Source organism: Mangrovihabitans endophyticus (assembly GCF_014646155.1).
GTDB lineage: Bacteria > Actinomycetota > Actinomycetes > Mycobacteriales > Micromonosporaceae > Actinoplanes > Actinoplanes endophyticus.
In genome coordinates this window covers 19,030-31,684 of the sequence record NZ_BMMX01000024.1, presented here as the reverse complement: position 1 = coordinate 31,684, position 12,655 = coordinate 19,030, and the positions used below count along the sequence as shown (strand labels likewise).

Sequence of the window (12,655 nt, the reverse complement as noted above, 5' to 3'; positions counted from 1 at the left end):
GCTACTTTCCCGAATTGTGGGACAAACGCTGAGACGGTTGGGCCGAGACCCGGCCGCGACGGTCAGATCCGGCTCAGCACCTGGCGCAGCGGGTCGAGACCCAGCGCGCCCAGGTTGAGTGCGCTCTGGTGGAACTCCTTGAGGTCGAAGTCCGCGCCCTTGCGCGCCTTCGCCTCGTCGCGGGCCTGCAGCCAGATCCGCTCGCCGACCTTGTACGACGGGGCCTGACCGGGCCAGCCGAGGTAACGCCGCCACTCGAACCGCAGCACCTCATCCGACATCCGGCAGTGCGCCCGCAGGAACTCCCAACCCAGTTCCGGCGTCCACCGCTCGCCCGGCCGGAAGCCGAACGGGTTGTCCCGCGGAATCTCCAGCTCCAGATGCATGCCGATGTCGACGATCACCCGGGTGGCCCGCAGCGACTGCGCGTCCAGCATGCCCAGGCGATCACCCGGGTCGGCGAGGTAGCCGAGCTCGTCCATCAGGCGTTCGGCGTACAGCGCCCAGCCCTCACCGTGCCCGGAACACCAGCACAACAGGCGCTGCCACCGGTTCAGCCGGTCAGATCGCAACTGGGTGGTGCCGATCTGCAGGTGATGCCCGGGAACGCCCTCGTGGTAGACCGTCGAGGTCTCCCGCCAGGTGGAGAACTCCTCATTCCCCTCCGGCACCGCCCACCACATCCGGCCCGGTCGGGTGAAGTCCTCCGACGGCGCGGTGTAGTAAATCGATCCGTCGCTGGTCGGCGCGAGGCAGCACTCCAACCTCTGCATCGCCGCGGGGATGTCGAAATGGGTGCCGTTCAGCTCGTTGACCGCGCGATCGGCGAGCTGCTGCATCCAGTCCCGGAACGCCTCCTTGCCGGGAACGGTCCGGGCCGGATCGGCGTCCAGCCGCGCCACCGCGTCATCGACGCTCGCGCCGGAACCGGCGATCTCCGCCGCCACCGTGCGCATCTCCTGCTCGATGCGGTGCAGCTCGACAAAGCCCCACGCGTACGTCTCCAGCAGGTCCACCTGGGCACCGAGGAAGTACTGCGAGGCGAGCGTGTACCGCTCCAGCCCGGCAGCCTCCTTGTCCCGTCCGCGCGGCCCGAGCTCGGCGCGCAGGAACCGGCCGAAGTCGGCGGTGGCCTGTGTCGCCGCGGCGGCGCCACGACGCAGCTCGGTATCGAGGGCGCCGTTGGCGCCGACCCGGTCGGCGAGCCGGTGGAAGAAGTCGTCGCGCGCCGGATCCGTCCAGGCGTCGCACTGACCGGCGATCGCGAGCAACTGTGCGCGGGCGGCCACCAGACCCCTGTCGGCGGCCTCCCGCAGCGAGCGCTGATATTGCGTGAGGGCGGCGGGAAATGCGGCCAGGCGGGCCGCGATGTTGGCCGCCGCCTCCTCGCCGTTCAGCGGCATCAGGTCGAAGGTCATCCGCATGCCGTGCAGACCGCTGGAGATGACGTTGATGTCGGAGACCTCGTAGCCGGCGTCGTATTGCGCCAGGCTCAGGCCGAGCCGCTCCAGCATCGCCTCCTTGGCGACGTGTTCCGACTCGTCCGCCGGGTCGATGACGTCGAGCTCGGCGATGGTGCGGCGGGTGAGATCGGCCTGCGCGGCGAACCCCTCCGGTGAGAGATCGTCCCACTTGTCGTCGAACCCGGAGATCCCCACGAAGGTGGCGCCGGACGGGCTGAGCGCGGCCCACTCGTCGACGTAACGGTCGGCAAGCTCATCAACGTCTCCCACGACGCAGACACTACCTATTTATGCGATCCGGTCCACTCCAGCAGCCGCCCCATGGGCCAGGCGTTGACCACCGCGTCGACCGGCACCCCGCACAGCGCGGCACGCTCGCACCCGTACCCCAGCCAGTCCAACTGGCCGGGCGCGTGCGCGTCGGTGTCGATGCTGAACAGGCATCCGGCCTCGACCGCGACGGTGAGCATCCGCTTCGGCGGGTCCAACCGGTCCGGGCGGCAGTTGATCTCGATCGCCTTGTCGTACTCCAGACACGCGGCAATCACCTTGTCGAGGTCGAACGCGCTCGGCGGGCGGGTACGCCCGGCGCGGTGTCCCTTGTCGCCGACGCCCGCCGCGGCGACCTTGCGCCCGGTCATGTGCCCGAGAATGTCGAGGTGCGGGTTGGCGATCGCGGTCAGCATCCGCCGAGTCATGCGCGGGCCCTCGTCCCGCAGCTTGCTGTGCACCGAGCCGACCACCACGTCGAGCCGGGCCAGCAGGGCCTCCTCCTGATCGAGCGAACCGTCCGGCAGGATGTCGACCTCGATGCCGGTCAGGATGCGGAAGCCCTCCGGGAGCGCGTCGTTGACCCGTGCCACGTGATCGAGTTGGCGGCGCAACCGGGCCGGCGGCAGGCCGCGGGCCACCGTCAGGGTCGGCGAATGATCGGTCAGCACCAGGTATTCGTGCCCCAGCTCGACCGCGGCCAAGGCCATCTCCTCGATCGGTGAGCCGCCGTCCGACCAGTCCGAATGGGCATGGCAGTCGCCGCGCAGCGCGGCCCGCAACCCGGCGGCGGCGCCGCCCAGATCGACACCTGCGGTGGATTCCATGCGGCGCAGATAGACCGGTTCCTCCCCGGCCAGCGACTCGGTCACGCACCGGGCGGTGACCTCGCCGATGCCGGGCACTTTCGCCAGCGTGCCGGCCTCGGCCCGGTCCGTCAGCTCGCCCTCGTCCAGCGCGGCGACCGCGGTCGCCGCGGACCGGAACGCCTTCACCCGGTACGTCGCCTCGTTCGCGCGCTCCAGCAGGAAGGCGATGCGCCGCAGATCGGCCACGGGATCACGGGATGCCATGCGCATCAGCCTACGGTCAGCCACCGGCGACCGCGTGGATCGTCGATAGCCTTGGCGCATGCGAACCATCGACTGGGTGGACGGGGCCGTCGAAATCATCGATCAAACCGCGCTGCCGGACGAACTGCGGATGCTCCGCCTGGCCACCGTGGCCGAGGTGGTGGAGGCCATCCAGTCGTTGTCCGTACGCGGTGCGCCTGCGCTCGGGGTCGCCGGGGCCTTCGGCGTGGCGCTGGCCGCGCGCCTGCATCACGCGGAACCGGACCGGCTCGCCCAGGCCGTACGGGAAATCGAGACGGCCCGGCCGACCGCGGTGAATCTCGCCCGTGGTGCTCGGCGCGCGGCCGGCAAGCTGCCGCAGGGCCCGACCGCCGTGTTGGCCGAGGCGTGTGCGATCCGCGACGAGGAGATCGCCGCCTCCGAGGCGATGGCCGCGCGGGGCGCCGACCTGATGCTCGAACTGTGCGGCGATCGTCCGCGGCTGCTGACCCACTGCAACACCGGCGGCCTGGCCACCGTCACCATCGGCACAGCGCTCGGGGTGGTGGGTGAACTGCACCGGCGCAGCGCGCTGGCCGGGGTGATCGCCAGCGAGACGCGCCCGCTGCTGCAGGGCGCCCGGCTGACCTCGTGGGAACTGGCACGGTGGGGGGTCGAGTTCCGGGTCGCGGTGGATTCGGCCGGCCCGTTCCTGATGGCGCGCGGAGAGGTGGACGCGGTGATCCTCGGTGCGGATCGCATCTGCGCCAACGGCGACGTCGTCAACAAGATCGGCACCTATGCCCATGCGCTCGGTGCACGCCGGTCCGGGCTGCCGTTCGTCGTGGTGGCGCCGGAGTCCACGGTGGACCACGACACCCCGGGCGGTGCCGCGGTGGACATCGAGGACCGCGGTGCGGCCGAGGTCAGCGCCACGTTCGCGGCGGCGAACCCGGCCTTCGACGTGACACCGCACGACCTGGTCACCGCGGTCGTGACGGAACGGCGGGTGATCCGCCTCGATCGCGGCGAGAAGGTCTGAAGCCTAGGCGCCGGGCCGCCAGGGCTTGACCCATTCCGTCTCCGGCCAGCCCTCGGCCGCGGCCATCAGCGGGTACGCGGTGGCGCCGTCGACCGATTCCCGGATGATGTCCGCGTGACCGGCGTGCCGGGCCGTCTCCTCGATCAGATGCAGCAGCACCCAGCGCAGGGTCCAGTGGTCGAGGTCCTTGCTGTTCCACGGCATCGAATGGTCGATCGGGATGCGATGGCCCAGGTCGTCGATTTTCCGCACGGTCGCCTCGGTCCGCTCGGCGATCCGGTCATAGCGGGCGAGCACCTCGTCGAGGGTCTCCCCGTCGGCGAGCCGGAAATTCTCCCCCCACGTCCGCTCGTCGACGGTCTGCGCTTCGCCTCGCACGGTGGTGAGCCAGCTCTCCTCGGTGAAGGCGCAGTGCTTGATCAGGCCGCCGACGGTGAGTGTGCTGCGGGTGGGCGTGGCGCGCAGTTGCTGTGGATCCAGGCCGTACGCGGCGAGCCGCACGGCGTCGCGCATCTGTGCGAGATAGGCGAGCAGGCCGTCTTGTTCGTTCTCGACGGCTCTGACCTGACCCGGCATGGCGTGCCTCCTCGGAAAGCGGGCGGACCAGAACGCATTATCGGCGGGTCGCACTTCTCTCGGGCGGGCGATGCAACCCGCGCCTTCCGCTTCCCGCCTCACGCCTTGCAGTCGTGTTCACTCTTCCACGCGGCCACCTCGGAGACCGGGCTCTTGCCGCCCTTCTTGCGCCACGACTTGAGGTAGGGCGCCGGCCAGATCACGCCGCGGCGCACCTTCCAGTCGCCGGTCCGGGCACACGGCGGCGAGATGCCGTAATGCAGGTGACACACGCCGTTGGCATTCCCGGTATGGCCTACCTCGCCGAGCTCCTGACCCGCCTGCACGCGCACGCCCGCGCGGATTCCGGACAGCACCCGCTGCAGGTGCGAGCCGTAGTAGCGGACCCCGTCATCGCCGAGCAACGACACCGATCGCCCGCCGTTCAACGGTCCGTCGGGTCGCCCCTTGACGTACTCGTCGGTCAGGCTGACCTCCAGCACCACCCCGCTGGTGGTGGCCACCACCGGTTCACCGCAGTCGGCGAAGATGTCGGTCGCCGGGTACTTCGCATGGGTGGTGTGGAAATCCACGTTGCTCGCGTGGACCGGGAAGACGTACTCCACCTTCCCCGACGGGCTCGGGCTCGCCGTCGGGGAAGGTGCCGCAGAGCCCGCCGGCGAATCGGGTGCCGAAGCGTTCGTCACCGGTGCGCTCGGCGCGGCGGACGGCCCCGAGGACGACGGCTCGACGAAACGGGGCGTCACGGATGGCGCGGCCGTGCCGGCCGCCGAACCGCAGCCGGCGAGGCAGAACACGAGCGCGGCCGATGCTGCAACGGTACGGACTGAATGCACCGAGCCAATATGACAGACATCGTTGCGCATCGCCGCGGTGCTCGTCGCGGATAAGCTGACACCATGAGCGAACAGGGAGGCTGGCCGCCGGCCGCCGCGCCGCCACCCGGGTGGCGCCCTCAACCACCCACCCTGTTGTCCAGCCAGGCGGCCCGCCCGACGTACCGGGAACCGTTTCCGGTGCGCGGCCCGCAACTGACCGCGGGCGTCGGTGCCGCCCTGGCCTGGTTCGCGCTGTTCGGCATGCTCGGTCGGGACCTTCTCACGTACGCGTGGTGGACGGTGGCCGCGGCGATCAGCGCCTGGATCGTCGCCACCATGCTGATGATCCTCGGTGATCGCGGCGTGGCCACCGGGATCGCGCTGACCGCGGCCGGTGGGCTGTCCATAGCGACCGCGGTGGTGGCGGTGCGCTGGATCACCACAAACGACTGGCCCCTGTGGTGATTGTCAGATCCTGCGCGGCTTTGTCGCCCACCGTCAGTGCGGTCTCCGTGGCCGAGCGCACTCGGCCTTGACGAACCTCGCGCCAGTCGGCAACCTCGCGTCTATGCCCCCCACACCGCCACGGCTCGACCCCGATCGTCGCCGCCGCCGGCTGGAACTCCTCGCCGCTCTGGCGGACGCCAAGGCGGCGCGCGAGCACCGTCACCCGCAGCGCCTGCACGGCGCCCGGCTGCGCGAACTGATCGCCGCCCGCCGCCGATTGGTGGGTTGACACGCCACATCTAGGCGTGGCGCGAGGCAGCCGTTGCAGCAGCGACTACCGTCTTCCGCGGAGAACTTCGCGTGGGGGGAACAGTGTCGACATTCGCAGCCGCCGCGACCATGGGCAAGGACGGATGGTCGGTCTCGGAACTGACACTTCAGAGCCGCTTGCTCGACATCGACGAGGTGACGGACAGGCTGCGTGACGCGGACCCGGACGCCTCCGTGTCGTTGCTCTTCGTCGAGGCAGACGATCAATACCTCGTCATCATCCGCCTGGACGAGGGCGAGGACCTGCGGGTCTTCGGGTCGGACGCGGCATACGCCGAGGAGTCCTGGCTCGGCGAGGTGCTGCTCGGCGACCTGGAGACCCCCGCGTTGGAGATCGACGTGCCGGCATCCGCGCAGACCGCGGAGGACGAGTCCTCCGCGGTCGAACTCGACGCCGACCCGCTGGGCGATGCGGACCTGCTCGCCGACCTGGGTGTGGGTGCCCAGAAACTGATCACGTTGTGTGCGCGCGACGGCATGCTGCCGTCCGATGTGACCGCCGAGATATGCCAGCGGCTGGGGTGCGGAGACGAGATGGAGGAGCTGCGCGACTCGTGAAATCCCGGCCCGGCCACGAGGCGTGGATGCGCCGCGCGCTGGAGGTGGCCGCGTCGAACCCCACCGAGGTGCCGGTGGGTGCGGTGGTCTTCGACGCGGGCGGCACCGAGCTCGCCGCCGCCGGCAACGAGCGCGAACTGACCGGCGACCCCACCGCGCACGCCGAGGTGCTGGCGTTGCGCCGGGCCGCGGCGGCACGGGGTGATCGCGCGCTCGACGGCTGCACCCTGGTGGTCACCCTGGAACCGTGCACCATGTGCGCGGGAGCGCTGGTGCTCGCCCGGGTGTCCGCGTTGGTCTTCGGCGCTTGGGAGCCGAAGACCGGTGCCGTCGGGTCGCTGTGGGACGTGGTGCGCGACCGGCGCCTCAACCACCGCCCCGAGGTGTACTCGGGTGTGCTGGAGGCGGACTGCGCCGCGTTGATGCGCGGCTTCTTCCGCTGACGGAGCCCGTGTGGGTCAGGCGATCGCGGTGTCCAGGCCGATGCGCACCATGTCGCCGAAGCCCTTCTCGCGCCGCGCCGAATCCATCCGCTCCTCGCGCTTGATGTGATCGCTCACGGTGAGGATCGTCAGCGCGCGAGCGCCGTAGCGGGCCGCCGTCGTGTAAATGGCCGCCGATTCCATCTCGACCGCCAACACGCCGTACTGCGCCAAAGCGTCGTAGAGGTCCGGACGGTCGGTGTAGAACGCGTCCGCCGCCAGGATCGGGCCCACGCGCATCGCGACACCGCGCCGCTCGGCCACATCGACCGCGGTGCGCAGCAGACCGAAGTCCGCCACTGGCGCGTAGTCGATCAGGCCGTCGAAGCGGGCGCGGTTCATGTTCGAATCGGTGGCCGAGCCGATCGCCGCGAGCACGTCGCCGAGGTTCAGGTCCGCGGCGAGTGCCCCGCACGAGCCGATCCGGATCACCGAGGTGACGCCGTACTCGTTGATCAGCTCGTGGGTGTAGATCGACGCCGACGGCATGCCCATGCCCGAGCCCTGCACCGAGACCCGCCGACCCTGCCAGGTGCCGGTGAAGCCGAGCATGCCCCGCACCTCGGTGTAGCACCGGGCATCGTCGAGGAAGTTCTCCGCGATCCACTTGGCACGCATCGGGTCGCCGGGCAGCAGCACCCGCTCCGCGATCTCGCCCGGTGCCGCGCCGATGTGCACGCTCACGCCGATACCCCGTCTCGTCTCGCCTGATCACTTCGCGCCGAGTGCCATCGTGCCAGTTCGGGGCCGGTGCGTACGCGCCCGGGTAACCCGGCGGCGCAACGGTGGAGCCGTCAGGTAACCTACTTCGCGGTGGTGTGTCCGAGTGGCCTAAGGAGCACGCCTCGAAAGCGTGTGAGGGTTTACGCCCTCCAAGGGTTCAAATCCCTTCACCACCGCCATGAGCAGGGCGAACGCCCGGCAGCCCGGTCCGGGCTGCCGGGCGTTCGCGTCCGCGGTCTCAATTCCGGTCTCATTTGGCTTCACCGACGGTCGGCGTGGCGGCTGCGATGATCTTGGCTGCGAGGTTGGTGGTGGGAGTCACTTCTGTCTGGCGGCGGATTGTCCACCGATGCGCGAATGCGTCTGCCGTTGATCGCAGTACGGGGCATCTCGTTGCGAGCGCTTCGGTGACGGGTCAAACCCCGGGGAGCGCTCGCACGCAGGTCAGAGGCCGTTTACCCCACGAATTTGACGATCCGCGTCGATGCGTCCGGGGTGTTGCGCGGCAGCGCTCGGGCGAGCCTCTAAAATCGCAGCTCAGAGCCCGCGAATGCGGCGAGCCCTCTTCCCGACCGCCAAGGCCGGGCTCCGTAGCGACAGCCAGGTCGCCCACGCTTCGACGACGGACTCCGGAGCCGCTCTTCCCGGCCGCCAAGGCCGGGCTCCGTAGCGACCAGGTCAGTCCGGCGTCGTAGATGTAGGTAGCGGTGTCCTCTTCCCGGCCGCCAAGGCCGGGCTCCGTAGCGACTCGGTGGTGATCCGGACCTGGCTGTTGAGGTAGATCGTGCTCTTCCCGGCCGCTAAGGCCGGGCTCCATAGCGACAGCAGGGTCTCGATCACGAACTTGATCGGCACCTTCTCTTCCCAGCCGCCAAGGCCGGGCTCCGTAGCGACGGTCTGCAAGTCGGCCAGGGCAGCGTTGATCCCGGCCACTTCCCGGCCGCCAAGGCCGGGCTCCGTAGCAACGAATGGTGACGTGGAGTCGGTCGCCGGCATTCCCGGCCGCCGGGGCCCGGCTCCGTAATGGTCAGGTAGGCGGGACCGTCGTCACCGGATAACGACCCGTGAATGGCTGTTCACCCACTTCGAGTACTCGAAGCGTGGGGTGACCACAGGAGGTTGTCGATCCTGCTGGCGACGTCCCGGCGGACCTCGGCGGTCAGGTGTTGATAGCGGCGGGTCATGCCGGAATTCGACCAGCCCATGATTCCCATGACGGCGCGTTCGTTCACGTCGAGGACGAGAAGCACCGTGGCTGCGGTGTGCCGGGCGTCGTGTAGTCGGCCGTCTCGCAGTTTCGCGTCGGCCAGGAGCCGTTTCCATTCGGTGTAGTCGCTGCGCGGATTGAGCGGGCCGCCCGTCGGCGTCGTGAACAGCCAGCCGCCTTCGGTCCAGAGCTGGCGCGCTGCCTTCCGCTCGGAGTCCTGTGTCTCGCGGTGCTGCCGGAGCAGGACGACGAGCTGGTCCGGCAGACCGACCCGGCGGCGGCCGGCCCTCGACTTGGTGTCGGCCGTCTCCTTCCGAAGCGGATGCCGGTCGGGGCAGTGCCCGGCCATCTTTCGGCCGCACGGCTCGGTACAGCCGTGCCGCCACTTGGGCCGTTGTCGGGCGCGGCGGACCACCAGTGTCCCCTCGTCCAGGTCGATGTCGGTCCATTTCAAACCGAGCGCTTCGCCCTGCCGCAGTCCCAGGGCGAGAGCGACGGCCCAGCGTGCCGAGTTCCGGCGTGCTCCGGCCGCCATCAGCAGGCGTTGGACCTCGGCGACGGTGTACGGCTCGATCTCCTCGTCCTCAAGCCGAGGTGCTTTCGCCAGCCGTGCCGGGTTCTGGGTGAGGTGGCCGCGGCGGACCGCCTCGTTCAAGGCCGTCCGCAGGGTGCGGTGTGCCTGGTGGGCGGTGCCTGCCGCGCTGCCGTTCACCTGCATCTTGCGGGTCAGCTTCTCGATGTGCTCGGGTGTCAACTTGTCCAGCCGGTGGGCGCCGAGGCCGGGGATCAGGTGGACGTTGACCGCCACCCGGTACCCGGCTGCGGTGTTCTCCCGCACGTTCGGCGCGGCGATGTTCTCGAACCAGTGGGTGAGCCACTTCGCCACGGTCCAGTTCTGGCCGGGCTTGCGGACGGTACCGCCGTCGCGGTCGCGCTCCAGCACCCGGACTTTGCGGGTGACGACGGCCTCGGACTTGCCTCGGACGTGGCGGCGGTCCGGCGTGCCGTCGTCCTTCACGCCGACGGTGACCCGGCCGTGCCAGACACCGTCGCCGCCCTTGTAGATGCTCGATGCGCCGTTTGGCCTGCGTCCCATAGTTGCCCTCCCCTACGCGGCCTGGTCGTCGTGCTGGGTTTGGCGGAGCTTGACGACGTAGTCGCTGAGGGCTTCGACCGGGACGCGGCGGAGCCGGCCGATGGTGACGGATTCGATCTTGCCGGTCATGACGAGGGAGTACATGAGGGTGCGGCCGATGCCGAGGCGGCGGGCGGCCTGCTCGATGGTGAGGATGAGCCGGGTGGGTTCGGTGATCTCGTCGGCGGTGCCGCGCGGATCGGTTGTCATCTGCGGGACCTTTCGGAGGGGTTGGTGGAGCGGCGCGGTGCGTGGGTGGGTCCGCGGAATCCGCGCTATCCGCGCAATGGCGGCCTGGGCGGGGTTCTGCGGTTCTGCGGATTGCGCGGCGTGATCATGAGGCGCGGCCGGCGGTGATCGGGGCGACCGTGGCGGCGGGTCGGGTGAGGTCGGGGTGGACGAGCCAGGCCGGCGAGGGGGCGCGGCCGGCGCCTCGGCGTTCCGGTGCCGGGGCGGGGTGCAGGTAGCCGTGGCCGACCAGGAGGTTGAGGACCGGGTCGAGGTCGGCGGCCTTGCGGAACCGGCCTCGGGACAGGGCGGTGAACAGGTCGCGTTTGGTGAAGCGGTCGCTGGTGGTGCGTTCGATCCAGGCGAGGATGTGCCGGGCGTCGTCGACGAGCGGGTCGGCGCCCATGTCGTCGAAGGCGGTGGCGGCGTGGTCGGCGAGTAGGCGCCGAGGGTGGCGGCCTGGTCGAGGGTGGCGGCGTCGATCGGTCCTGGTGGGTGCCGGGGGCCGTGCGCGGCGAGGTGGAGCAGGGCGGCGATGCGGGCGACGGCTCCGGCGTACTTGCTGCCCCAGTCGACGATGTGCGCCCAGGTGCCGGACGGGGCGAGGCGGGGTTCGACGTCGCGTTCGATGTCGAGCATTCGTTCGTTGGCCTGCGGGGTGATCGCGAGGACGAGCGGGTCGCGGTGGTCGGCCAGGCCGAGGACGAGGGTGCGGAGCCGGTCGGCGTAGGTGTCGGCGACGAGGGTCGGGATGGGGTCGGTGCCGATGCGGCGGCGGCCGACGGTGTTGGCGGGCACGGCGAACAGCAGGCGGGCGAGCAGGCCCTTGCCGCGGAAGCCGGGCATGGCGGCGATGTCGCGCAGCACTTCGGGTTGCACGGCGAGGCCGAGGGTGAGGGCAGGCCGGTCGACGTGTTCGGCGGGTCGGGAGCGGCGGTCGACGCGCAGCAGGTCTCCGGCGTGGCCTTTGAGGAAGACTTCGAGGTTCGGGGTGCCGGAGTAGCGGCCGGCGAGGGTGGCGAAGATGCCTCCTTCCGGGGAGAGGACGGCGAGGCGTCCGCCCTGTTCGGCGAGCAGGGTGGCGGCTTGTTCGCTGGTGACGTCGTCGGCGACCAGGCGCGGCAGCGGCGGGACGGTGATGGCGTCGGCGGTCATCGCGGCGGCGGTGGCGTCGGCGAGCAGCCGGTCCCGGCCGTTGGTGGCGTTGGCGGCGGTGGTGGCTGCGCGGTCGGCGGCTTTGGTGGCGACGCGCAGGGCGAGTTCGGCTTCGACGATGGCCGGTTTGGTGCGGTCGATGAGGGCGGCCTCGGCGGCGAGCAGGGGGCGGATCATCGCGGCGAACACGGCGGACTTGCGGGAGCCAGGCGGCAGGACGACGACGGTGAACAGGTTGGCTGGTTCGCGCCAGGAGCCGCGGATCTCGATCTCGGCGCGGCCTCCGGCGGCGGTGGACAGGGCGGCCAGCGCGATGCAGCCGGCCAGGTCGGTGGGCGTCTGGGTGAACTCGGCGACGGCGGCGACCATGTCGGCGAGCCAGCCGGGTAGGGCGTCGACGGGGAACGGGCGGGGTGCGGTGCGGTTCGTGAGCGAGATGGGTGCGGGCCAGGGTTTGGCCGGTGCGGTGTCGAGCAGGGCGCGGCCGTGGGTGAGTAGGTCGCTGGTGTCGGCGCCGGTCTCGGCGAGGTGGGTGAGGCGGACGCCAAGGTCGGCGACGTCGCGGCGGCGGGCGTGCTCGGCGACGATGCGGGCGTAGTGGCCGGCGTTGGCGGCGCTGGGGACGCCGCTGATCAGGGTGTGCAGGTAGGCGGCGGCGCCGACGCGGGCGAGGTCGCCGGCCTCGGCCAGGTGGGCGGTGACGGTGATCGGGTCGGCGGCGGTGCCGGCGGTGTGCAGGTCGAGCAGGACGTGCCACAGGGCGGCGTGGGCGGGGCGGTAGAAGTCGTCGGCCTGGAGCTGGTCGGCGAGGTCGCCGAGCAGTTCCGGGTTGAGCAGGGCGGCGCCGATGACGGCCCGCTCGGCGGCGGGGTCATGGGGCGGTGTGCGGGTCACGGTAATGGGCCTCGTCAGTGGGTGCCGTCGCGGTGGATGCGGGCGGCGAGGTGGAAGAGGTGGCGGCCGGTGCGGATGCGGATGCCGGCGCCGTCGCAGTGGCGGCAGAGGAGGACGCGCCGGCCGGATCGGCTGACGGTGCGGCCGAGGCCGCGACACCGACGGCAACGGCCGAACGGGGACGCCGTACAGACGGCGGCGTAGCCGAGGGTGACGAGGGTGGCGGCGGGGCAGAGCAGGCTAGCGGCGATGGCGAGGGAGTCCACAACGTCCTC

14 protein-coding genes and 1 tRNA gene are annotated in these 12,655 nt (G+C 70.7%); 6 read left to right on the top strand and 9 right to left on the bottom strand.

The genetic code is table 11. The features are described from left to right. Nucleotides 1-62 precede the first annotated feature (62 nt). Together IEY73_RS22410 and IEY73_RS22405 are read right to left on the bottom strand one after the other, a co-directional pair. Complete coding sequence (locus IEY73_RS22410; RefSeq protein ID WP_189081257.1) at nucleotides 63-1,733, bottom strand: DUF885 domain-containing protein; 1,671 nt, start codon at nucleotides 1,731-1,733, stop codon at nucleotides 63-65. Between the two features lie 14 nt (nucleotides 1,734-1,747). Then, nucleotides 1,748-2,806 carry a PHP domain-containing protein gene (locus tag IEY73_RS22405; protein WP_189081256.1) on the bottom strand — a complete coding sequence of 353 codons (1,059 nt, stop codon included), beginning with the start codon at nucleotides 2,804-2,806 and terminating at the stop codon, nucleotides 1,748-1,750. Nucleotides 2,807-2,864: 58 nt separating this feature from the next. On the opposite strand from IEY73_RS22405, the gene mtnA reads away from it, so the two are divergent. After that, a complete protein-coding gene (gene mtnA / locus IEY73_RS22400) occupies nucleotides 2,865-3,827 on the top strand; it encodes an S-methyl-5-thioribose-1-phosphate isomerase (RefSeq protein WP_189081255.1) in 963 nt (320 codons plus the stop codon). 3 nt (nucleotides 3,828-3,830) lie between these two features. Here mtnA and IEY73_RS22395 read toward each other — a convergent pair whose 3' ends face one another. Then, on the bottom strand, nucleotides 3,831-4,403 hold the full coding sequence (locus IEY73_RS22395) for a DinB family protein (protein ID WP_189081254.1): 573 nt from the start codon (nucleotides 4,401-4,403) through the stop codon (nucleotides 3,831-3,833). 98 nt (nucleotides 4,404-4,501) lie between these two features. After that, nucleotides 4,502-5,239, bottom strand: a complete 738-nt coding sequence (locus tag IEY73_RS22390) for a M23 family metallopeptidase (RefSeq protein ID WP_373292848.1) — start codon at nucleotides 5,237-5,239, stop codon at nucleotides 4,502-4,504. 63 nt (nucleotides 5,240-5,302) lie between these two features. Between IEY73_RS22390 and IEY73_RS22385 the strand changes: the two genes are divergently transcribed. The 4 genes from IEY73_RS22385 to IEY73_RS22370 all read left to right on the top strand — a co-directional run bounded on the left by IEY73_RS22385 (nucleotide 5,303) and on the right by IEY73_RS22370 (nucleotide 6,999). Then, nucleotides 5,303-5,686, top strand: coding sequence for a hypothetical protein (locus IEY73_RS22385; RefSeq protein WP_229716046.1), 384 nt, complete (start codon nucleotides 5,303-5,305; stop codon nucleotides 5,684-5,686). A 103-nt stretch (nucleotides 5,687-5,789) separates the two neighbouring features. Then, nucleotides 5,790-5,957, top strand: a complete 168-nt coding sequence (locus IEY73_RS22380) for a hypothetical protein (protein WP_189081252.1) — start codon at nucleotides 5,790-5,792, stop codon at nucleotides 5,955-5,957. 83 nt (nucleotides 5,958-6,040) lie between these two features. Next, nucleotides 6,041-6,556, top strand: coding sequence for a tRNA adenosine deaminase-associated protein (locus IEY73_RS22375; RefSeq protein WP_189081251.1), 516 nt, complete (start codon nucleotides 6,041-6,043; stop codon nucleotides 6,554-6,556). After that, nucleotides 6,505-6,999, top strand: coding sequence for a nucleoside deaminase (locus IEY73_RS22370; RefSeq protein ID WP_189081250.1), 495 nt, complete (start codon nucleotides 6,505-6,507; stop codon nucleotides 6,997-6,999). Before IEY73_RS22375 ends, IEY73_RS22370 begins: the two co-directional genes overlap by 52 nt. Before the next feature lie 15 nt (nucleotides 7,000-7,014). Here IEY73_RS22370 and deoD read toward each other — a convergent pair whose 3' ends face one another. After that, nucleotides 7,015-7,722: a purine-nucleoside phosphorylase gene (gene deoD, locus IEY73_RS22365; protein WP_189081249.1), complete on the bottom strand. Its 708-nt coding sequence runs from the start codon at nucleotides 7,720-7,722 to the stop codon at nucleotides 7,015-7,017. Between the two features lie 128 nt (nucleotides 7,723-7,850). Between deoD and IEY73_RS22360 the strand changes: the two genes are divergently transcribed. Continuing rightward, nucleotides 7,851-7,940, top strand: a tRNA-Ser gene (locus IEY73_RS22360). 499 nt (nucleotides 7,941-8,439) lie between these two features. Here IEY73_RS22360 and IEY73_RS34525 read toward each other — a convergent pair. From IEY73_RS34525 to IEY73_RS22340, 4 genes are all read right to left on the bottom strand, one after another. After that, on the bottom strand, nucleotides 8,440-8,757 hold the full coding sequence (locus IEY73_RS34525) for a hypothetical protein (protein WP_444543380.1): 318 nt from the start codon (nucleotides 8,755-8,757) through the stop codon (nucleotides 8,440-8,442). An 80-nt stretch (nucleotides 8,758-8,837) separates the two neighbouring features. Beyond that, complete coding sequence (locus tag IEY73_RS22355; protein ID WP_189081248.1) at nucleotides 8,838-10,064, bottom strand: tyrosine-type recombinase/integrase; 1,227 nt, start codon at nucleotides 10,062-10,064, stop codon at nucleotides 8,838-8,840. 12 nt (nucleotides 10,065-10,076) lie between these two features. After that, nucleotides 10,077-12,380, bottom strand: a complete 2,304-nt coding sequence (locus IEY73_RS22345) for a DUF3987 domain-containing protein (protein ID WP_229716045.1) — start codon at nucleotides 12,378-12,380, stop codon at nucleotides 10,077-10,079. Nucleotides 12,381-12,394: 14 nt separating this feature from the next. Continuing rightward, on the bottom strand, nucleotides 12,395-12,646 hold the full coding sequence (locus IEY73_RS22340) for a hypothetical protein (protein ID WP_229716044.1): 252 nt from the start codon (nucleotides 12,644-12,646) through the stop codon (nucleotides 12,395-12,397). Between the last annotated feature and the right edge of the window lie 9 nt (nucleotides 12,647-12,655).

Coding starts and splice junctions, on each gene's coding strand:
- IEY73_RS22395 (WP_189081254.1), bottom strand. CDS start 4,403: ATGCCGGGTCAGGTCAGAGCCGTCGAGAACGAACAAGACGGCCTGCTC.
- IEY73_RS22355 (WP_189081248.1), bottom strand. CDS start 10,064: ATGGGACGCAGGCCAAACGGCGCATCGAGCATCTACAAGGGCGGCGAC.
- IEY73_RS34525 (WP_444543380.1), bottom strand. CDS start 8,757: ATGCCGGCGACCGACTCCACGTCACCATTCGTTGCTACGGAGCCCGGC.
- IEY73_RS22385 (WP_229716046.1), top strand. CDS start 5,303: ATGAGCGAACAGGGAGGCTGGCCGCCGGCCGCCGCGCCGCCACCCGGG.
- IEY73_RS22405 (WP_189081256.1), bottom strand. CDS start 2,806: ATGGCATCCCGTGATCCCGTGGCCGATCTGCGGCGCATCGCCTTCCTG.
- IEY73_RS22380 (WP_189081252.1), top strand. CDS start 5,790: ATGCCCCCCACACCGCCACGGCTCGACCCCGATCGTCGCCGCCGCCGG.
- IEY73_RS22370 (WP_189081250.1), top strand. CDS start 6,505: ATGCCAGCGGCTGGGGTGCGGAGACGAGATGGAGGAGCTGCGCGACTC.
- mtnA (WP_189081255.1), top strand. CDS start 2,865: ATGCGAACCATCGACTGGGTGGACGGGGCCGTCGAAATCATCGATCAA.